This window comes from Shewanella sp. 30m-14 (assembly GCF_052977125.1).
Window position 1 is genome coordinate 25,566 of sequence record NZ_JBRILW010000030.1, and the last position, 26,821, is coordinate 52,386.

At 44.7% G+C, this 26,821-nt stretch carries 16 protein-coding genes; 10 read left to right on the forward strand and 6 right to left on the reverse strand.

Going from position 1 to position 26,821, the window contains the following annotated elements; genetic code table 11:
• Positions 1 to 235: 235 nt before the first annotated feature.
• Positions 236 to 1,294: an LPS export ABC transporter permease LptG gene (gene lptG / locus ACVBIU_RS17970; RefSeq protein WP_447164465.1), complete on the reverse strand. Its 1,059-nt coding sequence runs from the start codon at positions 1,292 to 1,294 to the stop codon at positions 236 to 238.
• Positions 1,291 to 2,406 carry an LPS export ABC transporter permease LptF gene (gene lptF / locus ACVBIU_RS17975; RefSeq protein WP_447160300.1) on the reverse strand — a complete coding sequence of 372 codons (1,116 nt, stop codon included), beginning with the start codon at positions 2,404 to 2,406 and terminating at the stop codon, positions 1,291 to 1,293. The genes lptG and lptF overlap by 4 nt, the downstream gene beginning before the upstream one ends.
• Positions 2,407 to 2,628: 222 nt before the next feature.
• Between lptF and pepA the strand changes: the two genes are divergently transcribed.
• From pepA to ACVBIU_RS17990, 3 genes are all read left to right on the forward strand, one after another.
• Positions 2,629 to 4,137 carry a leucyl aminopeptidase gene (gene pepA, locus ACVBIU_RS17980; RefSeq protein WP_447160299.1) on the forward strand — a complete coding sequence of 503 codons (1,509 nt, stop codon included), beginning with the start codon at positions 2,629 to 2,631 and terminating at the stop codon, positions 4,135 to 4,137.
• Between the two features lie 390 nt (positions 4,138 to 4,527).
• Positions 4,528 to 8,505 carry a transporter substrate-binding domain-containing protein gene (locus tag ACVBIU_RS17985; RefSeq protein WP_447164466.1) on the forward strand — a complete coding sequence of 1,326 codons (3,978 nt, stop codon included), beginning with the start codon at positions 4,528 to 4,530 and terminating at the stop codon, positions 8,503 to 8,505.
• On the forward strand, positions 8,502 to 9,713 hold the full coding sequence (locus ACVBIU_RS17990) for an EAL domain-containing response regulator (RefSeq protein WP_447164467.1): 1,212 nt from the start codon (positions 8,502 to 8,504) through the stop codon (positions 9,711 to 9,713). The genes ACVBIU_RS17985 and ACVBIU_RS17990 overlap by 4 nt, the downstream gene beginning before the upstream one ends.
• 181 nt (positions 9,714 to 9,894) lie before the next feature.
• On the opposite strand, the gene ACVBIU_RS17995 is transcribed toward ACVBIU_RS17990, so the two are convergent.
• Both ACVBIU_RS17995 and ACVBIU_RS18000 read right to left on the reverse strand, forming a co-directional pair.
• Positions 9,895 to 11,214, reverse strand: a complete 1,320-nt coding sequence (locus ACVBIU_RS17995) for a hemolysin family protein (RefSeq protein WP_447160296.1) — start codon at positions 11,212 to 11,214, stop codon at positions 9,895 to 9,897.
• A gap of 635 nt (positions 11,215 to 11,849) precedes the next feature.
• Positions 11,850 to 13,112, reverse strand: coding sequence for a DEAD/DEAH box helicase (locus tag ACVBIU_RS18000; RefSeq protein WP_447164474.1), 1,263 nt, complete (start codon positions 13,110 to 13,112; stop codon positions 11,850 to 11,852).
• Positions 13,113 to 13,341: 229 nt separating this feature from the next.
• Here ACVBIU_RS18000 and ACVBIU_RS18005 point away from each other — a divergent pair, with 229 nt between their 5' ends.
• Both ACVBIU_RS18005 and ACVBIU_RS18010 read left to right on the forward strand, forming a co-directional pair.
• On the forward strand, positions 13,342 to 13,833 hold the full coding sequence (locus tag ACVBIU_RS18005) for a DNA polymerase III subunit chi (protein ID WP_447160294.1): 492 nt from the start codon (positions 13,342 to 13,344) through the stop codon (positions 13,831 to 13,833).
• 19 nt (positions 13,834 to 13,852) lie between these two features.
• Positions 13,853 to 16,768 carry a valine--tRNA ligase gene (locus tag ACVBIU_RS18010; RefSeq protein ID WP_447164468.1) on the forward strand — a complete coding sequence of 972 codons (2,916 nt, stop codon included), beginning with the start codon at positions 13,853 to 13,855 and terminating at the stop codon, positions 16,766 to 16,768.
• 88 nt (positions 16,769 to 16,856) lie between these two features.
• Here ACVBIU_RS18010 and ACVBIU_RS18015 read toward each other — a convergent pair whose 3' ends face one another.
• Positions 16,857 to 18,578, reverse strand: a complete 1,722-nt coding sequence (locus tag ACVBIU_RS18015; RefSeq protein ID WP_447164469.1) for a methyl-accepting chemotaxis protein — start codon at positions 18,576 to 18,578, stop codon at positions 16,857 to 16,859.
• Between the two features lie 373 nt (positions 18,579 to 18,951).
• Between ACVBIU_RS18015 and ACVBIU_RS18020 the strand changes: the two genes are divergently transcribed.
• The gene (locus ACVBIU_RS18020; protein WP_447164470.1) at positions 18,952 to 21,912 is read left to right on the forward strand and encodes an ImpA family metalloprotease; all 2,961 of its coding nucleotides are present in this window, start codon (positions 18,952 to 18,954) and stop codon (positions 21,910 to 21,912) included.
• Between the two features lie 268 nt (positions 21,913 to 22,180).
• Positions 22,181 to 22,348, forward strand: a complete 168-nt coding sequence (locus ACVBIU_RS18025) for a YqaE/Pmp3 family membrane protein (RefSeq protein WP_447160290.1) — start codon at positions 22,181 to 22,183, stop codon at positions 22,346 to 22,348.
• Between the two features lie 212 nt (positions 22,349 to 22,560).
• On the opposite strand, the gene ACVBIU_RS18030 is transcribed toward ACVBIU_RS18025, so the two are convergent.
• Entirely contained in the window at positions 22,561 to 23,472 is a 912-nt protein-coding gene (locus ACVBIU_RS18030; protein WP_447164471.1) for a LysR substrate-binding domain-containing protein, read from the reverse strand.
• A gap of 107 nt (positions 23,473 to 23,579) precedes the next feature.
• Between ACVBIU_RS18030 and ACVBIU_RS18035 the strand changes: the two genes are divergently transcribed.
• From ACVBIU_RS18035 to ACVBIU_RS18045, 3 genes are all read left to right on the forward strand, one after another.
• Complete coding sequence (locus ACVBIU_RS18035) at positions 23,580 to 24,077, forward strand: CidA/LrgA family protein (RefSeq protein ID WP_447164472.1); 498 nt, start codon at positions 23,580 to 23,582, stop codon at positions 24,075 to 24,077.
• Entirely contained in the window at positions 24,074 to 24,763 is a 690-nt protein-coding gene (locus ACVBIU_RS18040) for an LrgB family protein (protein WP_447164473.1), read from the forward strand. Before ACVBIU_RS18035 ends, ACVBIU_RS18040 begins: the two co-directional genes overlap by 4 nt.
• A 388-nt stretch (positions 24,764 to 25,151) precedes the next feature.
• A complete protein-coding gene (locus ACVBIU_RS18045) occupies positions 25,152 to 26,684 on the forward strand; it encodes an MFS transporter (RefSeq protein ID WP_447160286.1) in 1,533 nt (510 codons plus the stop codon).
• Positions 26,685 to 26,821 lie beyond the last annotated feature (137 nt).

A 26,821-nucleotide genomic window follows, 5' to 3' on the forward strand; every position in this document is an offset into this window, starting at 1 on the left:
AGTGCTAATGCTAAGTGCCAGTAACAAGTACTAGTAGCAGTGCTGAACGTTAGCACAGGTACTTACAGCATACTCTCTAAAGCCTTTGATAATCGCCCACAAAAAAAGCCAATCACACCCCTTTAAAATCGGTGTTGATTGGCTTTTTTAATGGCGCTTTATCAGCTTATACTCTGTAGAGCATCAGCTTCCTAAAACGGTTGTCAGCGTGATTGATTACGCTAATTTAAAATCGCTACTTCCTGATAAAGTAGAGCGCTCCAATACTGAAAATCAATGCAGGCATAGCGGCACTAATAAACGCCGGCAAGCCATAAACTATACTCAATGGGCCGAAAATCTCACTACAGATATAGAAGCTAAACCCGGCTACAACGCCTAGCAATACCCGTGCGCCCATAGTTACCGTTCTCAGTGGACCAAATACAAATGAAAGCGCCACTAACATCATCACGGCGACCGTGACAGGCTGCAGCAACTTACGCCACAGGGCCAACTCATAACGTTCTGACGCCTGATTATTGCTCTTTAGATAATCCAAGTAATCAAGTAAACCTTCAATTGACAAAGATTCAGGCTTAACCGACACCACACTGAGTTTTTCCGGTGTTAGCGACGAAATCCACTTATCTTCCTCTAAGTTAGTTAGCACTACCTGATTATTGTTAATTGTGGTTCTTCTGACATCATATAACTGCCAATAATTCTTCTTATATTCAGCTGAGTCCGCATGCACTGTACTGGTTAAGTTAGTGGTATCATCAAATTCATACAAGGTGATATTACGCAAACTATCGCTATCGACAACCCCTGCAATGTTAACAAACAGGTCACCATCTTTAGCCCAAATGCCCCGATTAGAATCGATTAAACTGCCACCGGATATATTGGTTCGCTTGATCTCTTTAGCGCGCAACTCCGCTACAGGAGCAACCCACTCTGTGAGCATCATTACGATGATCATCAATGGGATAGCCGTCTTCATCGCCGACATGGTTATTTGTAGGCGCGAAAGTCCTGATGACTGCATCACCACCAGCTCAGAGTTTGACGCGAGCATTCCCATACCAATCAAAGCGCCGAGCAAAACGGCCATAGGGAAAAACAGTTCAATATCTCTTGGGATCAAAAATAACACGTAAACACCAGCATCCATCATGGTGTAAGTGCCTCGTCCCACAAGGCGAAGTTGGTCGACCCACTTAATAATACCTGACAAACCTGTGAGTACTAATAATGCCAATGAAGAGGTACTAATCAGTACGCGAGCAATATAGATATCTAAGATCTTCATGCTTTGGCCGCCTTTTTACGCTTAAACAGGCCAGTAACCTTCGCCCCTAACGGCCGCTCTTTACCGAGCAATAATATGCCAATCACCAGGGCGGAAGCATGGATCCACCACATGCCTAAATACTGAGGGATTACGCCATCTTCTAAGGATTTACGGCCAGCAACCATCAAACCAAAGTAACCAAGATATAACAAAATAGCCGGGAACATCTTAGCAAACTTACCCTGACGATTATTCACACGCGCCATTGGCACTGCAATTAAGGTCATCAATGGGATCGCCAGCGGAATTGCTAGTCGCCAGTGAAATTCAGCTGTCGCTTCTGGGCTATCTATATCCATAAGCTGACCAATTGGCATGGCCGATAACTTACGGCGCCGCTCATCAACCTCTTGTTCTTTAATCTGCATTTGATAGCCACCAAACTCGACGACTTGGTAATCGACACGTTTCGGACTGCCTTGATACTGCACGCCATCTTCTAGCTGCAAACGCTGGCCACCCGTTCCGTCTTCAACCACTTTACCAGAGCGCGCAACGACAACATTGGCGACGCCAGTTTCATCGTCCGGTTCTGGCAACTGAGCCACAAACACTTTATCTAACTTGTTATCACGACCAATGCGCTCAACAAACAGTACCGCTCGTCCATTTGGACTCGTTTGGAAACGTCCTTGGGTTAATGCCGCCAGTCCCGCTTCGGATTTGGCATGTTCAAGCACTTGGTTTTGCTGCTCCTCAGCCCAAGGCGCAACATAAATTGATAGGAACGCGGTAAACACCATATTCATCACAGCAAGCAATAGTGTGACTCGGGTGATATACCACTCACTGATCCCTACCCCATGAAAAATAACCATCTCATTTTCGGCATACATACGTCCATGGGCTAATAAAATGCCCAAAAATAGACTCAGCGGTAAAACCAAAACAGTAAGAAACGGCAAGTTAAGACCCAGTAAGGTCATAACTAACGAGGCAGGAAATTCGCCGTCAGAGGCATCAGCAAGCACGCGGACAAAGTGTTGGCTAATAAAAATAGCTAACAACACCAAAAGTACCGCTATTTGCGCTTTAAAAACTTCTCGAATCAGGTATCTAAATACAATCACAGTGAGGATCCGGTCTCCAAACGTTCATTTATGCTGGTATCAATACAACTTTCATGTAGACTGTCTACTTTTAGTAGTTTTGTTACCAACAAGTACATAACATGGCCAGGGAAAACACCTGAAAAGAAAATTATAGGGTGCGCCATATTCGAGCCCTTTTGGGCACAAGCAGACATTATCTAATAAATAATAAAATTTGTCTTTAAGAATCTAGGAGAGCTCATGGAGTTTAGCGTAAAGAGCGGTAGTCCAGAGAAACAACGCTCAGCTTGTATCGTCGTAGGTGTATACGAACCAAGACGCTTGTCCGGTATCGCCGAACAGTTAGATAAAATCAGTGAAGGCTATATCAGCAACTTACTTCGTCGTGGTGATTTGGAAGGAAAGCCAGGACAAATGTTGTTGCTTCATCACGTACCGAATGTACTAAGCGAACGCGTTTTGCTCGTCGGATGCGGTAAAGAGCGCGAACTTGATGAACGTCAATACAAACAAATCATTACGAAAACAATCAACACTTTAAATGAAACGGGTTCAATGGAGGCTGTATGCTTCCTTACCGAGTTACATGTAAAAGGACGCGATACATACTGGAAAGTACGTGAAGCCGTTGAAACCACACAAAATAGCCTATATTGCTTTGACGCGCTAAAAACCCGTAAGGGTGAAACTCGCCGTCCACTGCGTAAACTAGTATTCAACGTACCCACTCGCCGCGAGCTGACGGTTGGTGAGCGTGCTATTGAACACGGTATGGCCGTTTCAGCAGGTATGCACCTTTGTCGCGACGTAGCGAACATGCCACCAAATATCTGTAACCCTGCTTACCTTGCTTCACAGGCTCGCCAGATTGCCGAAAACACTGAAAACCTAACAGTGACAACTATCGGTGAAGAGCAAATGGAAGCGCTAGGCATGAATTCATACCTAGCGGTTGGCCGTGGTAGCGATAATGAGTCAGTAATGACCATTATGGAATACAAGGGCGCCATTGATAATACAGAAAAGCCAATCGTGTTAATCGGTAAGGGACTAACTTTCGACTCTGGTGGTATTTCACTTAAACCTGGCGAAGCCATGGATGAAATGAAGTATGACATGGGTGGTGCTGCCGGTGTTATTGGCGCCATGAAAGCCCTGTGTGATATGCAGCTGCCTATCAATGTCATTGGTATTTTGGCTGGTTGTGAAAACATGCCATCAAGCAATGCTTATCGTCCAGGTGACATCCTTACCACTATGTCTGGCCAAACCGTTGAAGTGCTAAACACTGATGCCGAAGGCCGCTTAGTATTATGTGACGTGCTCACCTATGTTGAGCGCTTCGATCCTGAGCTTGTGGTCGATACTGCAACATTAACTGGCGCTTGTGTTATCGCACTAGGTAAACACGCATCAGGCCTGTTTTCTGGTCACAATCCACTCGCGCATGAGTTATTAAATGCTGGCGAGCAAAGTGGCGACCGCGCATGGCGCATGCCGTTATGGGATGAGTACCAGGAGCACTTGGAAAGCCCATTTGCTGATATGACTAACTTAGGTGGCCGCGCGGCAGGTTCAATCACTGCAGCTTGCTTCTTGTCTCGCTTTGCCAAGAAGTATAACTGGGCCCACTTAGATGTGGCTGGTACAGCTTGGAACAGCGGTGCCAACAAAGGGTCTACGGGTCGTCCAGTTCCGCTATTGACTCAGTTCTTGCTTAACCGAGCAGGCATAGAGCAAGGCGAATAACCCCACGCGAACACTTACATTAAGGCTAAACACGGTTTTCACTCTATAATCCAGCCGGTTTAGCCTTTTTTATTTCAAGCTTAAGCCCTACGTGAATAAACATCCCTGCAAGCTCGTCATGAGCAAAGAAACTCCTTTTGCTGAAAATATCTTCAAAATGAGAGCTGGCTGACATAATTATTATCACAAGATATCGACAATTAATGAATTGAGCTTACAATACGCAAAAATTCACAGCCTCAGTTTTTAAGCTACTTAATCTCGCGCAAAACACTGACACCAGCCACTTAATCTTAACTAAGACTCTACTGCGAACTCCCCTCGTTAGTAGTCGCTGCCTGTGCATCAACATTTTATTTATTACTGCCGTAATCCAACATAGGCTGCAATATGCGTAACGCATTTCTGGTATTTTTTCTGTTTGTTTTTTCTTTACCCGTCATAGCGGATCAAGAAAATAAAGACTCGCACTTGCCCAATGCAGAGCAAGTGATCAGAGTCGGCTACCCAGTAGCTGACTGGCAGCCTTTTACTTACATTGGTAAAGATGGAAATGCGATCGGTTTGCTGCCGTCAATTTTACAAGAGATCACTAAGAACAGCGGCTACCGCACAGAGGTCGTGACTTATCCTAACTACCAACAAGTGACTCAAGCACTGCGTAATCGTGAGATTGATATCATTATGGGGGCGTCAAAGACTCCTGAGAGAATGACTTGGCTAAGTTTTAGCTCGCCGCTTATGTTGGTACCGATTGCAGGGATCACTTATCAAGAAAATACCAATAGCCTTTTTGAGTTAAAAGGCCTGCGCATCGCGACCGAAAAAGGCTTTGCGATTAATGAGCAACTCAGAAATGGCCTTAATAGTGTCAAAGTCATCAACTACACCGATAGCCTATCTGCTTATAAAGCGGTGCTCAATGGTAGTTCAGATGCCTACATAAGTAATGCGATCACTCTTGATTACTTACTTACCCACCAATATGCACCGAAAAAATTAAATATTCGCCTGCTTAACGACATGCCTCTTGAAAGTTTGCACTTCGCGGGACTCATCGAAAATAACAAGTTGATCGAACGATTAAATGATGGCTTAAAACAGATCCCTTCAGAGACCTTCGACAAACTCTATGAAGCCTGGCTGACCAGCTCTCAAGTTAAATATATTTATCAGCATCAAGGCTTAAACCTTACCGAATCAGAGAGCAATGCTATCAGAGATAAAAAGGTCATTAAGGTGCTTTACTCTGCTGACAGTTACCCATTTACCTTCACCAATGACGCTGGAGAAATGGATGGAATGGGCGCCGATATCTTAAAAGCGATATCCAACAAACTAAATCTAAAAATTGAAGCCACTGAATTCAATGGTCAAAATATTGAAAAGTACCTTGCTGAAAATGAGTTTGAACTCATTCCAGCCTTTACCTGCGTGCAAGGAAAACATCCATTTACGCAGTGCACAACAGCTTACATACAAGATCCTTGGATTGCGGTTGCCGCAACGAACCTGGCTACTGGTCAGCTAGAAACGACTAAAAGACTGGGGATTTTAAGCAGGCATGAGCAGCAAATTGACACTAAAAAAGATTTTCCCTATGCCAATGTAACCAGGTTTAACACCACTAAACACCTGCTTAATGCCGTTATTAACGGTAAAGTTCAGGTCGGTATTTTGCCGCTATCGAAGGCGAGCAGAGTCATTAGCGCGCGTTACTTAGGGAAAATTCAGATCCTAACAACCCCGATAGAGCAGCAGAGCCGCCCCGTCAGCTTTGCAGTGAATAAAATTAACCCCGCTCTATTATCTGTTATTGATAAGACAAAACACGCTATTGATAAGGATGAATTACAGGCTATTACTCATAAATGGAATAATGTCAGTATCGATAGTGACTTCTCCTTTGAAAAAATACCCAACTGGCTATTGCTAGTACTGGGTGGCATTTTTACGCTTTTTTTAGTCATAGCCTATTCAAACAGAAAGTTAAAAGCTGAAATAGCTCAGAGACAGAGTATCGAAAAAGAGCTACGACTGGTGAATAACAACTTTGGTGGCGTCGTTGCACAACTAATACGCTATGGCGATGATATTGAAGATATTTCTTGGAGCTTTATCAGTGGTAATATCGAAAAATACTTTGGTCTAACCCCTAATCAACTCTATCAAGCGCCGCATCTGCTTATGGAATTTTTAGCCATGCACGCAGACGAGCATGGGTTCTTAACTGATATTGAAGAGTCCCGATTCCGAGATTCACTTTATACAACAATGAAGCTTAATATTGACGGTAAGATCTCTTGGTATCAGCTCACGGGCACCTGTACAAAAGAGGATAGAAATAAGCATTGGACCTACACCTTAGTCGATATCACTGTCATTAAAGAGAAACAGGCTGAACTGGACGAAGCTCGATTGATTGCTGAGTCTGCAACGGTAGCTAAATCACGTTTTCTGGCCATGATGAGCCATGAAATTCGTACGCCAATCAGTGGCATTTTAAGTCTATTAGAGCTCATGGCTCCGCATCTAAACAGCAACGAACTTTATGGGATCCATAAAAACCTCACCCATTCAGGTAGCAACTTGCTCAATATTGTTAATGACGTTTTAGATTTTTCGAAAATCGAGGCTGGGAAATTAGAACTAAGCCCAGATGTATGTCAGTTAAGCAGTTTTATCTGTGAGTTAGTCCAACCACATATTGCCCATATTGAGCGAAAAGGCCTTAAATTCAAGCTTTGGCTTGACCCAAAACTGTCCTATTCGTTAACTCTTGATAATTTGCGGCTTAAACAGGTATTGAACAACCTGCTCAATAACGCATCGAAATTTACCACAGAAGGTGAGATCTGGTTGTCCGTCGGCCTGTTGAGCGCAACCGACAAAGAGCAAACCATCACTTTCGCTGTAACAGATAGTGGCATAGGGATCCGAGAGGAAGATATTAGCAAATTATTTTTGCCATTTGAGCAAGTTGACCTCAGCAGTGAGCGACGCTTTAATGGCACAGGCTTAGGCTTATCTATCTGCGAGCAACTGGTTAAACTCATGGGTGGAGAAATATCGGTAACCAGCACCAACGGCCAAGGCAGTACTTTCCGCTTTAATCTGACCTTGCCAACCGTAGCAGTTGAAATCCCCACTATCGTCAACAAGCGTTGCGGCATCATTGTCACTGATGAAAGTAACTACAATCTATTTAGTGAATACTTAATCAATTGGCATTGCACCACTTTTAATCTATTAGGCACAGATAATAAAACGGTGCTTGCAAGCTATGTCGCCACGCAAAAGCTCGAAGTATTACTGCTATGCGAAGCATGGTGTGAACAGCAATCGATGACCCCTAGCTGGATTAACCACAATATACCCGGCGTACAAGTCATCTTACTTAAAAACAAGAGTATGCTGTCGCCAACACCGGCAACACTAGGTTGGGCACTGTCAGTCAACCCTTTGATCCCTTTGCACTTGCTGCACCTTATGACTAAGCCAGAGTTCTTTAAAAACCAATATATCGGCATGAAGGGAGACATAAAGTTAGCCCTAACCCGTGAACAAGCCATTGCACAAAATAAGCTTATTCTGGTCGCAGAAGATCATCCAATCAATCAAGATGTCATTAGGATGCAACTCAGTAAACTGGGTTACTTTGCAGATATCTTTGATAATGGCCAGCAGGCATTAACAGCTTACCAGCAGACGAAATACATGCTATTGCTTACCGATTGCCATATGCCCGAACTCGATGGTTACGGCTTAGTAAGCGCTATCCGCGACAATGAAAGGCAAAAACAGTTGCCTCGTCTACCCGTAATCGCTCTCACTGCTAATGCCATGTCCAGTGAAAGAAACCGTTGCCATCAGCTTGGTTTCGATGACTATTTAATTAAGCCGGTCACATTACAACAGCTACAAACGGTACTGAGCAGCCACATTAAAGCCGCTGCAGACAATGTAGCTCATCTTGAGAATGCCGAGAACGTTGATAATGCAACTTATCAGCCTTGCGTAGCGACAGAGGAAAAAGTCCAACTGATTATCGATATTGCTGCACTTGAAGCTAATTTCGGCGACTTAGCGATATGTATCAGCTTACTCAATAAGTTTGTCACCACCAGTGTTCAAGATGTTGCAGCACTCAACCAGGCTGTCGTAGGCCGAGATTTTATCGCTACCGCACATCACGCCCACAAGCTAAAAGGCGCAGCTGGCGTCATTGAGTGTGAACGTTTAGCCACATGTTGCAGTGAAATCGAAAAAGCAGCCTCGACTCAAGATATCGACACGGTGCAACGACAACTTGCACAATTGAAACAGCTAATGAGCCAGATCTCGACTCAGGTAAAGCGATTAACATGAAAATCCTACTGATTGAAGATCACCAGTTTCAGCGTGAAGCTATGCTAATGCAGCTAGAGCTGATTAATATGCCTCACATTGCGCAGATTAAAACCGCCGCTTCAGGTGTTGAAGCATTACAAATAATGGCAAGTTTTAAGCCCGATATCTTACTGTGTGACTTAAAAATGCCAGAAATGGACGGTATCACTTTTTTAAGTCATATCAGTGAGCTGTCTTTTACTGGCAGCATTATTATCACTAGTGCCAGTAACCAGATCGTACTCGATACCGTAAAGAAAATGTGTATGAACTATCACCTTAAAGTGATTGGTGCCATCAGTAAGCCGGTGAAGATGAATACACTAAAAGAGCTACTCGACTTGGCCAATGTTGAGCGGCTTAGCAGCGCCATGACGCCGATTCATAGCTCATCGGTATTAGACAAGGTGTTTACTGAACAGGAACTCGAACATGCATTAGAGCAGGGTTGGATTAAGCCTTATTTTCAACCTCTGGTCACATTAGATACCGGTGAATGGCGAAGTAGTGAAGCGCTGATCCGTTTTGTACACCCTATCTTAGGTGTATTACCGCCAGCATGTTTTTTACCCTTATTGAGCAAAATGCAAAAAGATGCGCAATTAGCCCTATTAAGCATCAACTATGTGCTACAGCATCAACATGAGCTCGGCGAACGTCCCGTTGCAGTTAATATTACGCCTACCACTCTGACGCATAATCATTTTGTTGACCAAGTGCTTTCTTTAGCAGAACAGCAACCTAACCTTTGCAAACAACTCTATTTTGAGATCACTGAAACTGACGCCTTAGAAAATACGGGCAGAGCATTAGAGGCAGCGTCGCGTCTCGCGATGCACGGCTTTAGTTTATCAATTGACGACTTCGGTACGGGTTACTCATCATTATCACTGTTAGACACCTTACCATTTGACTCTCTCAAGATAGACATGAGCTTTATTCGATCGATGGAAACGAGTAATACCGCCGCAGCGATTGTAGAAGCCTGTCTATTGTTAAGCCGTCGTTTATCGCTAGAGTCTGTTGCCGAGGGAGTGGAAACATTGCCTCTGTGGCAGCGCTTGCAATCATTAGGTTGCACCTTAGCCCAAGGTTATTATATCGCTATGCCAATGCCTGTAGAGCAATTACACGACTGGCATGAGAGCTGGAAAATCAAAGCAAATAGCATTTCCAGCAAGGCTTAACCTCAGCACAAGAAAGCCAGCGCCTTAGCGCTTTAATTCAATCAAGGCGAATGATGGCTGTTCCCCTGGTAAAAGTTATTAATACAGAAGTCGCCAGCCCAAAAAAAACGGCTGAGTCTAAATAGACTCAGCCGTTTTTTATATGATTCAATGCAAATAGATTTACGCTAATTGCTTATGTTTAAGCGTTAACCTCTAGAGTCTCAGTGGTCTCTTCTTCAATTCGCGTAACCAAGAGCTGGTCGACCTTATAACTATCAACATCAACCACTTCAAACTTAAAGCCTGCATGATTAACCGAGTCGGTGCACTTTGGAATTTTGCGCAGCATAAACATCATAAAACCCGCGATAGTCTCGTAGTTATGATTTTGAGGGAACTCCTCAATATCCAGTGCTCGCATCACATCGGTAATCGGCGTCACGCCATCCATCAGCCACGAACGCTCATCGCGAGCAATAATCTGCTCTTCACATTCAGGCAAAGACCACGCGCCCATCACTGCATCTTGCAGATCCTTCGCAGTGACTACGCCCACAACTAAGGAGTATTCATTCATCACTACCGCAAAGTCTGCTCGGCTATTCTTAAAATAATCCATCGACTCAGACAAGCTTAAAGTGTCAGGAATGATAAAGCAGTTACTCACAAGGCTTTTATCTTTAAGGCTGATTTTTTCACCATTAATCAAGCAGATAAGTAGCTTTTTCGCATTGACGATGCCCACCACAGTATCTAACTGCTCGTTACAAACAAGAAAGTTAGAATGAGGCTGCTGTGCTATCTTATGCTTAATTTCATCTTCACTATCTTGCAGAAGAAAATAAGCTAAGCTTTCACGTGCTGTCATCGCTGCCGTGACGGGAATGGTTTGCATTTCAAACACTTTTTCCATCATCAGCTGATCGCCTTTATCTAGCACCCCCGCTTCTGCACCCGCATCCATCACCGCATAAATGTCATCTGAAGTCACCGCATCATTACGCGCCGTTTGCACTTGAAACACACGGAATACGAAGTTAGCAGAGCCGTTGAAGAACCACACCAGCGGTTTAAGCACCACGATGCAGACCATCATAGGGCTAACAAAGGTCATCGCCACTTTTTCAGGAAAGGCCATCGCTAAGCGCTTAGGGATAAGATCGGCAATTAAAATAAATAAGCTGGTCACAATCACAAATGACAGTAGAAAACTCATTTTGTCTAACCAAGGTCCACTCAACCAAGACGATAGGAATGCGTGAATATGAGGCGTAAACGCTGACTCACCCACGATACCACCCATAATCGCCACGGCATTTAAACCTATCTGCACCACAGTAAAGAAATTACCTGGCTGCTCTTGCAGCAACAGGACTTTATTGGCGCGAATATCACCTTCAGCCGCAAGCTGACGCAGACGAATTTTACGCCCTGCCGCCAAGGCTATTTCCGACATAGAAAAAAAACAACTCACCCCAATCAGGAGTAATATAATTACAGCATTATCAAAGAAGCTCATTTAGCACCTTTATCAAAACTAAAAACAGACTTATCCCTTTACTGCATATCATTATTTCTTCTTGGCAGTATTTATCTTTCTCCAAGTAGAACTTTGTATAATGACCAACCACTATTGGCGCGATCGCGGAGTATATCCGCAATACAGACAACTCACCAGCTAATAAATTAGACAATGTGAGCGTCTATTTTTTTATCACTGAAACAAAAAATATTGGCTTAACTTAAGCCTATGTTTGTACGAAAAATAACCACGCGATTATAACTAACTATATGGTCTAAACCTGCCGATATAATTTCTCAAGCAACACCAGCATTACGTTAAAGTTGAGTAAAGTGAGGTACTCAAACCTGCATTTAAAAAGATTAAGGATAATCGATGAAGTTTATTGGATGGCTAGTACACACTTTACAATGGTTAGCAGTAGCGTTATCCCCCACATTGGTAGGCGCTTTTATTGGCATAGGTACCAGCCTGCAATTAGGTCAATTCAAGCTTATATGCTGGCACTATGGCTGCAGTAGGCTTTCTTATTGGCGCTTTTTGGGCTGAGCATATACGTAAACTGTCGGCCTATCATTTTTTATCGGCGCCTTGCCCGTGCGAGAGACATTCCCAAAAGCAAATAGGTTATTTTACTTTCCAAATTGTTTTTTAGCAGCAAAGTCCTTGGCACTGCGCTTACTCTGGCTGCGACGATTGGCTGTTTTATCCCGAGGTGCCCTTTTACTCTGACCCGACGCAGGCTTATCTGTCACCTCAAACCCTTCGAGCGATTCAAGTTTCATTTCTCGCTTAGTTAATAGCTCAATCGCCTTCAAGTTATCGGACTCGCTATGACACACTAACGAGATAGCCACCCCATTGTCACCCGCTCTAGCAGTACGACCAATACGATGCACGTATACAGGTGCGCTAGCGGGTAAGTCGACATTAATCACTACAGGCAGCGCATCGATATGAATGCCGCGAGACAGTAAATCCGTAGTCACTAACACTTGCAGTTTACGCGTTTTTAAATCTTCCAATGTTTGCTGCCGCTGAAGCTGCTCTTTATCACCATGCAAGGCCGCCGCATTAATACCTGCTTTAACGAGCCTTTTTGCTAACTTATCGGCATCATCTCGGGCATTAACAAAAGCTAATACCTGTGACCATTGATGCATTTGGTTCAATGCAATCAACGCTCTCGCTTTATCGCCCTTATTGACAAGGAACAGTAACTCTTTAATGTCACTCGTTACACTGTTCACAGCTTGGGCAGCCAACTTTTTCGGAGCATGTAGTAACTTCAACGCCTTGTCCTTTAATTCAGGAGCTAACGTCGCTGAAAATAATAGGGTTTGTCGCTTTGCAGGAATACATTCAATAATGCGTTCGATATCAGGCCAAAAGCCCATTTCCATCAGCCTATCGGCCTCATCTAGCACCAACTGCTTTACACTTTCCAATGTAATAAGTTGCTGGCGTAGAAAATCGAGTAAACGTCCTGGTGTTGCCACAATAAGCTGAGGCTGTAGCTCAAGCTCTTCAAGCTGCTTGGCCTTATCAACACCACCACATAATACCGTCAACCGAATATTAACTGAGATATGCTTAAGCGCCTCACCGACTTGCAACGCAAGCTCTCGGGTAGGCACCAGAATCAGCGCCTTTACTTTACCGTTTTCAACGCCATCATTAGTGATGATTTGCAATAAAGGTAAACCGAACGCATAGGTTTTACCGCTGCCCGTTTGTGCCAATGCTAAGAGGTCTTTTCCCGCTAATATTTCAGGAATAGCAAGTCTTTGGATTTCAGTGGCTACAGAAACACTGCTTGGCAGTTTAGATAGGGTTTCAACGCTGAGGTTAAGGTCGGAAAAATTCATAGTATCGGCTAATATCGGCAAGTGCATGGAGTGTAACCACAGCGACGTGATTAGTAAAATTAACTCTTTAACCCCATCACCAGCCCACTCTCGATGCAAACGTGGCAACTAACCACACCGATTAACTGGGTGCATCAATAAATAAATCAGTGATTAGAGGCTGATCTATGAGCGACTTTTAGTGTAAAATCCTCTCTTTCGTCAGCCAAAAAGCTAAGACAATAGCGCCAACAACCCACTATGCCGATAACCCACTATGTCTTTTAGTCAGTCGCAAGCCCTGTTTTACATGATGCCAAAGGACGCAAAACCTGCATCTAATGCGCCTAAATCTGCGCAGGACCAAGTGTACTTACTCGCTTGCCAATTGGCAGAGCGGGCTTTTGCTACTCAAGAGTTGGTTTATATCCATTGCCAAGATCAACAGCAAGCTTATGCTATTGACGAGCTGCTTTGGCAATTTGAGCCGCAATCATTTGTGCCCCACAACCTAAAAGGTGAAGGCCCAATCGGCGGCGCTCCGGTAGAAATCGGCTTTGATAGGCTTGGTGCCAACAAAAAACGTCATCTTCTGCTTAATCTTGCAGACCAAGTACCGCAATTTGCGGTAAACTTTGGACAGATTATCGATTTCGTTGCCAATGACGATAGCCACAAAGCGATTGCTCGCGATCGCTATCGGCAGTATCGCGCTCTTGGGATAGCATTAACGACCCAAGATCTAGCAGCACAACCAATTAATTTTTAGTTTGAGATAAACACGCCTCATGGAAAAAACATATAACCCGCAGTCTATCGAACAGTCTCTTTACCAAAACTGGGAAGAGAAAGGTTACTTCAAGCCACACGGCGACGAGTCTCAAGGCAACTATTGCATCATGATCCCGCCACCAAATGTGACGGGTAGTTTGCATATGGGTCACGCCTTCCAAGATACCATCATGGATACGTTAACCCGTTACCAGCGTATGAAGGGTAAGAACACCCTTTGGCAGGTCGGTACAGACCACGCCGGTATTGCCACTCAAATGTTAGTTGAGCGTAAAGTGGCAGCCGAAGAAGGCTTAAACCGCCATGATTTGGGTCGTGAAAACTTTATCGATCGTATCTGGGATTGGAAAGAGCAATCTGGCGGCACCATCACTAAGCAGCTACGTCGCCTTGGCGCATCTGTTGATTGGGACCGTGAACGTTTTACTATGGACGAAGGCATGTCTGAAGCGGTACAAGAAGTATTTGTACGCCTTTACGAAGATGACCTAATCTACCGCGGTAAGCGCCTAGTGAACTGGGATCCGACCCTGCACACCGCTATCTCTGATTTAGAAGTTGAGAACAAAGAAAAGCAAGGCAGCATGTGGCATTTCCGCTACCCACTTGCCGATGGCGCTTTGACTAGCGATGGTAAAGACTACCTAGAAGTAGCAACCACACGTCCTGAAACCATGCTGGGGGACAGTGCAGTAGCGGTTCATCCAGACGATGAGCGTTATCAATCGCTAATTGGCAAATTCATTTTACTGCCAATCGTCAATCGTCTTATCCCTATTGTCGCAGACGATTATGTTGATATCGAGTTCGGTACAGGTTGTGTGAAAATCACTCCTGCGCACGACTTTAACGACTATGAAGTCGGTAAGCGACATGAATTGCCGATGTACAACATCTTAACCATTGATGCGGCAATTCGCTCAAGCGCTGAAGTGGTTAACACCGACGGCACTGCAAACAACGAACTAGATAATAGCCTACCTGAGCGTTATGTCGGTCTTGATCGCTTTAAAGCGCGCAGCGCGATTGTTGCAGAGTTTGAAACATTAGGTCTACTGGGCAAAATCGATCCACACGGATTGAAAGTCCCTTACGGTGACCGCTCTGGTGTGGTAATCGAGCCATTACTAACAGATCAATGGTATGTTGCCGTTGCACCTATGGCTAAAACTGCCATGGAAGCGGTTGAAAACGGTGACATCAAGTTTGTACCACAGCAGTATGAGAACATGTACAACTCTTGGATGCGTGACATTCAAGACTGGTGTATTTCACGTCAGCTTTGGTGGGGTCACCGTATCCCAGCTTGGTACGACGAAGCTGGCAAAGTGTATGTTGGCCGCGATGAAGCAGAAGTCCGTGCTAAGCACAGCCTTGATGACTCGGTAGTACTTCGCCAAGACGCCGACGTACTTGATACCTGGTTCAGTTCAGCATTGTGGACGTTCTCTACACTAGGCTGGCCAAAAGATACCGCTGAGCTTAAAGCCTTCCACCCAACTGATGTGTTGGTTACTGGTTTTGACATCATCTTCTTCTGGGTTGCCCGTATGATCATGATGACCATGCATTTCATCAAAGATGAAAACGGCAAACCACAAGTACCGTTCAAGACGGTATATGTGACAGGCCTTATCCGTGATGAAGCCGGTAACAAGATGTCTAAGTCTAAGGGTAACGTACTTGATCCATTAGACATGATTGACGGTATCGACCTTGAGTCACTAGTGACTAAGCGTACTGGCAACATGATGCAGCCACAACTTGCCGCTAAGATTGAAAAGAGCACACGTAAAGAGTTTAGCGAAGGTATCGAGCCGCATGGTACTGACGCACTGCGCTTTACACTAGCGTCTATGGCATCAACGGGCCGTGACATCAACTGGGACATGAAGCGCCTAGATGGTTACCGCAGTTTCTGTAACAAGATCTGGAACGCATCACGTTACGTATTGATGAACACCGAAGTGCAAGCTGAAGGCGCGAGCGATGATGCTGTTGGCGAAGCGCTAGATTGTGGCCAAATTCTGGTTGATGGCAAGCCAGGCGCAATGGAGCTATCGATTGCCGATCGCTGGATTATCGGTCTGTTCAATGAAACCGTTAAAGCCTACGACGAGCACATGGCTAACTACCGTTTCGATCTTGCCGCTAACACCATTTACGAGTTCACTTGGAACCAGTTCTGTGACTGGTACTTAGAGTTAACGAAACCTGTTATGCAAAGTGGCACCGATGCACAGCTTCGCGGTACGCGCCATACTTTGGTTAACGTACTAGAGCAGATGCAGCGTCTAATGCACCCAATCATGCCATACCTAACTGAGACTATCTGGCAGCGCGTTAAGCCACTAGCCGGTGTTGAGGGTGACACATTGATGTTGGCTGCCTTCCCTGAGTATCAAGCTGACAAAGTCGATGCTGCTGCGATGGAAGATTTAGAGTGGGTTAAGCAAGTGATTGTTGCGGTACGTAACATCCGCGCAGAACTTAACATCGCGCCATCTAAGCCGCTTAATGCATTGCTACGTGGCGTGAGCTACAAAGACAGAGCACGTCTTGAAGCGAACCAGATATTCTTCACTACACTGGCAAAACTTGAGACTATCACCATTATGTCTGAAGATGATGTTGCGCCGATGTCGACTACTCAGCTTGTAGGCAACATGGAGCTATTGATCCCAATGGCAGGTCTTATCGACGTGGCTAAAGAAGTGGCGCGTATCGATAAATTACTCGAGAAAGCGGCAGCTGAATTTGCGCGTATCGAAGGTAAGTTATCTAACCAAGGTTTCGTGGCCAAAGCCCCTGCTGCCGTGATTGAAAAAGAGCGTGCTAAGCAAGCCGAATACCAACGTGATATGGACAAGCTAACTGAACAGAAAGCTGAACTGGCTAAGCTAGAAGGCTAATTCGAAAAGCTACAAATAGCGTAAAAAAAGAAAAAGGGCTGTCATCGACAGCCCTTTTTGTTAGCTAAAATCTAATACTTCAACAAAATCACACTCGGTAGTAAGCAATCTCTTGCTGCATCGATTCAGCAAGCTGGGCAAGCTCATGGGTCGCGGCCTGCGTTTGCTCTGCACCTGCTGCTGTTTGATCTGATATATCGCTAATATTAATAATATTGCGACTAATCTCTTCGGTCACTAAGCTCTGCTCTTCTGATGCGGTCGCTATCTGCGTATTCAAAGCACTAATTTGCTCGATGCTCACCATAATTAACTGTAGCGCGTCACCCGCTTGTTGTGATTTATCCACGCTTAACTTAGCTTGCTCTGTACCGCGCTCCATCATCAACATCGAGTCGCGTGCGCCCTGTTGCAAATGCTGGATCATCTTCTGGATCTCCTCAGTCGAGTCCTGAGTTCGTTTAGCCAGCGAACGTACCTCATCAGCGACAACAGCAAAACCTCGGCCCTGCTCTCCAGCCCTAGCCGCTTCAATTGCCGCGTTTAAGGCAAGTAAGTTAGTTTGCTGCGAGATCCCTTGAATAACATCAACAACTGAGCCGATTTCATCAGATGACTTAGACAACAATTGCATCGCTTCTGTCGCCCCATCCATCTCTGTTGATAACGTCTCGATCACCGCAATACTTTCACTCACAACGGTTTGCCCATGATGAGCCGCGTCATTTGCTTCTGTTGACGTCATAGCTGCAGCTTCGGCACTTTGCGCAACTTCTCGCACCGTTGCAGAGAACTGATGAATCGCGGCAGCGATTTGCTGAGTTTGCTGTTGCTGGTCAATCACATTACGCTGAGTCTGAGTCGATACCACAGAGTTCTCTTCCGCTGCACTGGCTAAGCGAGCTGTCGACTCATGGGTGTTTTGTACAGCATGCTGAAAGCGTGCCGCAATTTGATTCACATAGGTAGCAATATGCGAAAACTCATCATCCCCACCAAGCTCTATGCGCTTGGTTAAATCGCCATTAGCAATATCAATGGAAGTGGTTTCTAGCTCCGTCATCGCCTTGCCCATACGACGAACAATAAGTGATGAGCTAATCGTTATAACCAAGATACAAACCGTCGAGAAAACCGCCACCAGCAAGAGATAAATACGCATGTCTTCATTAAAACGATTGAAGCTATCTCGCCCCTCTACAACCTGCATATCTAAAAATGATTGCGCCTCTGCGGTGATGTTCTTAAACAGTGGGTTAATCTGTGTCAGCAACACCCTATTGGCGGCTTCATATTCGCCTCGCACTAAGGCATCTATTGTTGGGTTAAACCCCTGCGCGACCACTTTATCGAGCTGAGTCTTTAAACGGCTAGCTTGCAGCCGTTCTTCATTATCTAATTTCGCGCCTAAGATTTCATTATCGATAATATTATACAGCAGCTCGATAGCCGCCTGTGCCTGGCTAACATGCAGCCTCAGAGGATGGTTATGCATTTCAGAAAACGGGCTACTTGGATCGTGCTGAAACGCTAATAACAGTTCACTGCGCGCAGTGGCGAGTTCATTCAGTACCTTACCCGCGCGAATACTATGCTGCATACCTTCGGCATACAGCTTTTCTATCGAATCGCCCGCATCTTGCATACCAGAAATCCCCTTATACCCTAGGAACAGGAAAGAGATCACGGTCAAAAATACAATCAGTTTTAGTTGAAAACGTACTGATTTAAATGCTGAGACAACATTCGCTTGCGAGTGATTCGATTGGCGAAGGTCTTCTCGGTCTAGCTGTTCGATTAATACAGACATACAGTTCCCTAGTCTCCGGGGTTGCCTTACTGAAATATAAGAAATGCTCGATTTAACTACCTACTCATTGCTTCTAACAATATCGAGTCGGCAAGCAGCATAGAGTAAAAGCGACAATTTAATACCTGAAAATCAATCGATTGTATAAATAGTTGATATGGGTCACAGCGAAAACGAGTCGTAGAATTGGCGGCAAAGCCAATAGCGAGAAACGCTAATTTAGTAACCACCAAATTTACAACAAATGTCAATTTGATGACAACGCCAAAAAACCGCCTTAAACATTGTTTTATATAACTATTTTAAAAATAACCATTGCTTTAAACATGAAACAAATTCAAGATGTAAACAAATTGCATAGAGTGTAAATAAAATGAAGCATTTGCTTGTATCGAGTTGTTTATTATTAGGCTTATCGGCCTGTGGCGGATCAGATGATTCGGGATCTGATAATGGCGGCGTAACACCGCCCTTAGCTCAAGCTCCCACTATTGAGCTCGGCGATACCGTAACGGCATGGAATGATTCGCTGATAAACCTCACCGCTGATGTCAATATTTATGCCACTGGCGCTAATACATTTAGCTGGCAGCAAGTATCAGGACCCGAAGTCACATTACAAAACGCGACACTTGAAGGCGTAACTATTAATGCCAAAGAACTATTACAAGATAGCAAGATTGCCCTCAGCCTTACGGTTACAGATAGCAGTAACCAAAGTGCTAGCGAGCAGATAACGATTCAGCTCAATGATAAAATCAGCGCGGCGATGAAAAGCGGCGATGCCAGTATTGCCGCCGCAATGTCACCACAAATAATCAAGCGCGCCTTGAGTCACATTCAGCAGTATCGCTTAGACGGCGATACACTGCTAAAAAGCATCTACCAAAATGATAGCCTTCAATACGATCAAGGCCGTCACTCACAAATGATCCAGCTTGCAGGCGCAGAACATGCCTATCCGCAAAATAAGGCTTATGCCATTGTTACGGGTAATAAAGGCCTAACCTTCGCAGCTACCAATGACAAGTCTGGTCAACGCAATGCTGCATTCGGCACCGATATTATTTCGAGCATGCAGCAAGGTCATAACGCTAGTTTTGAACCTAGCTTTAAGCGCTTATTAGGCTGGATGCTCAAGCAGGATGAAACTGCACTGGCAAAGCCACAACAAGTACGTCTGTTTCTCATGAGCGGCAATACGGTCAGCCGCATCAATGGCTGGATTAGCGAACACTACCCTAATTGGCAGGTACAAACCTGTAGCGATGAAACCACGCTTAGCAGTTGCTTAGCCGAGGCGCAGTTGGTGATAACCGGCTCTTCAGAGCTATTTCCAATCAAAACTGTTGAGCCACTGATTGCTCAAATTCAACAGGCGACACAACCACTGCTCTATGTGCACCTACATAGCTGGAATAGTGTTCCCTTAACCCAAACCGTACTGAACCCTATGGGCTTTAGCATGCAAGGTTCTGGCGGGCCTGGTAACTATTTTGCTCAAGATAAAGCCGACTGGTCATCTGCCACCGCGATGCTCGACAGCTTCAGCGCGTTAGATAAAGAGCAGCTATGGTTAAGCCTATTCGATAGCGAACGCGTCGATTTTAACCTTGCCAATTGTGCAACGAGTTGCGATGCCAGATTTAACGATGATTATCGGCCAGCACTCGGTACTATTCGCAGTAATATCCAAGCGATAGAAACCAGTAAACGTGATATTTTCAATCAGCCAGACTACTCACTCTACAAGCTGCTTATCTTACTTGGTGATAACTATCGCCAAGTAATTCAATACCCGATGGATGTGACGACGACCGATAGCTTGAATTACCTTAAAGCCTATTACGCCGATCATAGCGTTTATAACTTTCGCGATATTAATGCTGTAGCAAAGGACTTAGGCAACTTTAGTCGCACCGATTTTAGCCAAATCAACGCCGTAGATCAGCATGTGAGTTTAAGCAGTAAAAAAGGTTTCCGCTCAGCTGGTGTTTACGCCCTGCCAGGCCAAACTGTAAGCGTGACGCGAAGTGATAACAGCCAAGTCCGCACCTGGATATTTATTAATACTCTGCGCTCAGGTTCAACCCATGAGTTTGCCAGCAACGGCTATAACCGCCCTAAATTATTGCAATCGACCCATATTGAAGTTAAGGCCGGTGAAACCATTAAGTTTACCAGTCCTTATGGCGGACCGATGCAGGTGCGTTTTGACCAAACTGACTTAGCCACTGAATTTAGCTTTAAGCAAGTAGGCCTTCATCCATATTGGCGCACAGGCATGGACGGCAACAAGTTCATGCAAGATTTAGCGGCAAATCAATATGATTGGAGTGAGCTGGCAACAGAGCATTTTGAGGTGCATTCCAAAATCGATAAGATGCAAAACACCCTAAGCCACGAGCCACGGTGGAATACCCCAGAAAAAATGGCAACCGCCATCATGACCCAGGTCCATAACTATCCACATCTATTGGCAGGCTTTAAAGGGCCGTTTATCGACGAGGTTGCAGAGATCAGTGAGTTTGCCACCAGCCAAGGCTGGCAAGTCGATACTATTGATACTGTAAAACATATGAATGCCGACCAAGCCACCTGCGGGGCGGGCTGCTCTGGCAACCCTTATGATGCGAGCTGGTCATTTAGCCCAACTGGCCACGGCGATATCCATGAGCTAGGGCATGGGCTTGAAAAAGGACGTTTACGTTTTGATGGACATGATGGCCATTCAACCACCAATCCTTACTCCTATTACACTAAGTCACGCGCCTATACCGAGCTAGGTAAATTACCTTCTTGCCAAGGTCTTAACATTGATGATGAGTTTGCAGTATTGCAACAAAGCATGAATCAAGCCGACCCATTCGCTTATATGCAAGAGGCTAAGCTAACAAGCTGGTCAAATGGCATGGCAACCATGCTGCAGATGATGGTTGCTGCGCAGAAATATGGCGCACTGGAAAATGGTTGGCATCTGCTCGCAAGACTACACATTTTATTGCGTGAATTTGAACGTGCTAAAGGCTCAGAAGAACTTTGGCTGCAAAAGCGCGGACAGCTAGGGTTCAGCCAATATGGCCTAAATGCCGCAAAGAACATCTCAAATAATGACTTCTTGATGGTGGCGATGAGCTACTCCACTCAGTTAGATTATCGTGAGCTTTATCAAATGTGGGGACTGGCGACGACACAAGCGGCCAAAGATCAAGTCGCTGGATTTAACTTTAGTGTTATCGACAGGAAAGTATATGTCTATAACCCTGGGGATTACTGCCTAAGCTTAGATCTTCAAGCTGTAGCGGTGGATGGTAAACAGGCTTGGCCACTTTAACCCGGTATTTTCAGCGGCGAGTTAAGCGCTAAATTAAGTGTAAATGTGCTTATCGATTAAATAAGCAATCAAATGATCAAAGCCACCAAGATACGGTGGCTTTAGTTTATCCCTCCTTGGTGCGTTTACAAGCCCTATAATATAGATTAAGTTGTGAACAGTTATCATAAAAAATGTACTGAACAAATCATCGAGTTATCGCCATGCATAAGCCATTTGTTATGCGAAAAAATATGCTATTCGATAAAGACTAAAAGGACATTACAACATGGACACCAACAAGCTATTACTTATCATCATTGCGATTCTATTGCCGCCATTGGCAGTATTTTTAAAAAATGGTGCGGGTAAAGACTTATTAATCAACATTATTCTCTGCCTGCTTTTCTTCGTTCCTGGTTTATTACACGCTCTGTGGGTCGTCACTAAGTCGTAATCTAACGAGTAGTTACCTAGCGAGTATTAGCAGCTTGGTATTAGTCGCTTAGTTTTAGTTGCTTAGTCTTAGTCGCTTAGTTTTAAAAAGACTGTCCTTCACTATATGCTTACTAAGTAACCCCAGCTACTGACTCGCCTATAAATGCACAAAGCCTAGTCTCTAATGAGCTAGGCTTTTTGTTTTCCAAAAAGCCAAACATTGGCTGCATTTTACTTATTCTGCGTCAACATCGCCGTCTGCTCTAACTGTTGCTTAACGAGCTCTATCATCGCCTTAGCCGCAAAAGAGAGAGTTTGCTGCTTATGCCAAAACAGGGACAATTCCCACCTAAGATCATTTGCCGCAAGGGGCACATTAACCACAGCATCAACTCGATAGCGCTCGGCAATAATCTGCGGTAACACCATAATTCCCGTACCGGCCGCAACCAGAGCTATGCCAAAGTCAGCATGGCTGACTCGAGTAATTTCAGCGGGGACAAAACCCGCCTTATCGCAGGCCTCTAAGATCAGCTCATAGAGTGCATATTCAGGTTCAAACATCACCTGCGCTAAAGATTGCAGATCTTTAAGCTGTAGCTCTTTATAACCGGCTAACGCGTGGGTTTTCGGCACCACGACGACCATAGGATCATTACGGATCCTTAATCCATCAAATTCACCATCAAATTCAATGATCCCTGTTGCCAACTCAATTTCATTTTTTTGTAAGGCTAGTGTTTGCTCAATGCCGCCACGAACCAGTAATTGCATATCAACTTTCGGATATTGCTGCCTAAACTTTGCTATAACAGGGGCAAATAGCTCGGCGCTACCAAGCGGAGCTAAGCCTAACTTTAAGCTGCCGCCGGTTAAATTACGCAACGCATCGAGCTCATTAAGCAGCTCTTGGCGACCAGCCAGCAATTGCTGCGCATGTCGATAAACCACTTCACCTGCCGCCGTTAGCTTAATTTGTGTGCCACGCTTACCACGCTCTAACAACACCATATCGAGCTCTTCTTCTAGCATTTTTATTGCCTTAGAAAGCGCAGGTTGAGTTAGAAATGCAGTGCGGCTTGCTTTTGCAAATCCACCCGCATCCACGACTTGCATAAAATAGTGCAGGGTTTTAAGATCCATTTAGATAACCAAAATTGATAGATTCCATTCTTAATATTCATTTTTTCTATCAATTAAGCAAGCGTAAACTAAGCATCAATCCTCAAAGCCCTAGTTTGGAATTCACCATGGCAACTTTTGCCAAGCCCTGTCATAAAAATGCTAAGCATATCGCTTTAGCCGCCTCACAGATGATCGCACAAATCGTTGCTTTGTGTTTATTGGCCTGGGCCTGCCAAGTATTAGCACAGAAAATTAACTCCCCTATTCCCGGCAGCGTAATTGGTTTAGGGATTTTATTACTGCTACTTGCCAGTAAGATGGTGCCTGAAAAAAGCGTCAATATGGGAGCCACTTGGCTCATTGGCGATCTACTGCTGTTTTTTATTCCTCCCGTTGTGGCGGTCATTAAATATGAAGCCTTGCTTGAACATTATGGCTTGGTGCTTATCAGTTCCATGTTAGTCGCTAGCACCTGCGTGTTATTGGGCACGGCTTTTACTGTCGATAAATTATTCAAATTTGAACGAAGGCTGCGATTAAGAAAACACTTAGCCTCTTCAAAAGCGCAAGTCATACCGCTACGCCCTGTCGATTTACCCCATGAGAAAAGGAAGGCTGTGTGAATCATTCTGCTATAGGAATATTTTGCTTGGTCATAACATTGGCGGGTTATTACGCCAGTAAAGCCCTCTATCGCCGTCAACGTAAAGTCTGGTTTGCGCCCATTATTGTCGCGCCTGTCGTTATTTTGTTAGTGGTTGTGTGTTTGAATATTAGTGTTAACGACTACTTCAGTTACACCCACTGGCTAGCTGCGATGCTCGCTCCTGCAACAATCGCTTTTGCGCTGCCAATTTACCGTGAACGCCTGTTAATTAAGCAGTATCCACTGACCTTAAGTTTAGGTGTTATAACGGGTTTATTACTCGGCTTGGGCTCCTCTTGGCTATTGGCCTACTTAACCAACATGCCAGCCGAGTTATCTCATAGCTTAATGGTACGCTCAGTCTCAACCCCCTTCGCTATCGAAGCCACTGGCGCCTTTGGTGGTGTGCCAGAACTCACCGCTATGCTGGTGCTACTGACAGGGATCATGGGCATGCTCATTTGTGAGCCTTTATTTAAAGTCGCTAACATTCGCAGCTCTGTTGCTAAAGGCGTCGCATTAGGAGCTTCCGCTCACGGAGCCGGCGCTGCTAAGGCGAGTGAATTAGGCCGTCAAGAAGGGGTTATCGCGAGCCTGACCATGATATTTACCGGGATTGCGATGGTATTAAGCGCCCCACTCTTTGCCCGATTACTCAGCTAATCGCAACAATACCTATTGAAGTACAACTTGATTCAAGCAATAAAACGACAAATTGAATCGAACCATATTTATGCTTTATTTAGCCTTGATGTGTAATTCCGGCCTCCATAGCCATATCAGCCGCAAGCTTATGGCTTACCTCGCTCCCTCACAATTATCGGCACTTCAGAGTACTTTCCCCATAAAACTCAATTTTGTTTAAAACATCCGTTACGACTCAATGTAATAACGCATTGGTGTTTGCAACCAAATTAGGTAAAGTGTCGCATGCAATTACAAGCTTGCAGCGTTTTGGCAAAGATTCACACGCTCTACAAACCCAAAACCAACACAATTAAGATATATACATAATAACGATTAAATAATTAAAACATTTGAAGGGATAGCTATGAGTGATTCGAACGATGCTTATGCAGATAACGACCTAAGGGAAGTTAAGCAGCTGGGTATGTGGGCCTCTATTGCCAGCTTAAGTTACATTTTCTGGATTGTCGGCGGCATGGAGCTCGTTGAGCGAATCGCCTATTACGGCGTTAAAGCCAGTGCTGGCCTCTACGCCAAAGCCCCAGTATCAGAAGGTGGCTTAGGCATTAGCCTCAGTGATTATGGTGTCATTATTGCTCTGTGGGCATTTATGCAGACCTTTGTACCTGTCTTTACCGGCGGGATCTCAGACCGTGTCGGCTATAAAGAAACAATTTTTGCCTCCACACTTATCAAAATTGCTGGCTACTTAGTCATGGCGTTTTTCCCAAGCTTTTATGGTTTCTTATTTGGTGCCATCTTGCTTGCTGCCGGTACTGGTATATTTAAGCCTGGGATCCAAGGCACATTAGTCTTATCCACGGGTAGACAAAACACCTCGATGGCATGGGGTATATTCTATCAGGTCGTTAATATTGGTGGTTTCCTCGGCCCACTGGTTGCTGTGCATATGCGTCAGCTATCTTGGGATAACGTATTTTATGCCTGCGCTGCAATCATCTCGTTTAACTTCCTGTTCTTATTTGCTTATAAAGAGCCCGGAAAAGAAGAGCGTTTAGAACGTAACCGTAAAATTAAATCGGGTGAGATTAAGCAAGAAGCGCTCTGGCGCGATGCTTTACACGAGCTAAAAAAGCCTATCGTTATCTACTATATGTTGGTATTTGCGGGTTTCTGGTTCCTGTTTAACTCACTGTTCGATGTTCTACCTATTCACATTTCTGAGTGGGTCGATACCAGTGTAATTGTGACCTCGCTATTTGGTCCAGAAGGGACCTCTAATGGCTTCTTCCAATTCTGGCTAGGGCTTGATAATACCGGAACTAAGGTGATGCCAGAGGGCATGCTAAACCTAAATGCCGGCATGATCATGACCAGCTGTTTCTTGGTCGCTGCTTTAACCGCTAAATACCGTATCACTACAGCTATGCTCGCTGGCTGCTTGTTGAGTATTTTGGCGTTCGTATTGATTGGCGCAACAAACGCGGCATGGATGATTGTGCTTGCGATTGCGATGTTCTCATTCGGTGAAATGATGATCAGCCCAAAGAAAAACGAGTTTATGGGTAACATTGCACCGGAAGGTAAAAAAGCCATGTACTTAGGCTTTGTTATGTTACCGCAGGGTATTGGCTGGACGCTTGAAGGTTACTTTGGTCCTAAACTCTACGAGATGTATGCATCGAAGGAGGTTTTTTCCCGCGAACTATTGGCCGAACGTGGCATGAGCGCTGCAGATATTAGCGCGATCCCACAGGGTGAAGCTTTTACAACTTTGGTTAGCTACACCGGCGAGAGTGCACAAGCACTGACAACGCTTTTATATAACACCCATGATATAGGTATGGCTTGGTATATCATTGCCGCAATCGGTAGCATCTCAGCGATTGGTATTTACCTTTACGGTAAGTGGTTGTTTAAGCTTCAGCAGCGTTAAGCAATGTACTGTTACTAAGTATGAAATAAAAAGCAGAGACAAAAAAAGCTGACCTCGGTCAGTAATGCCGATCATTTAGCAGTTTATTGATCGGTTGACCGATCTTTATAAGATGGCAAAATCCGAGTGTTTTTAAA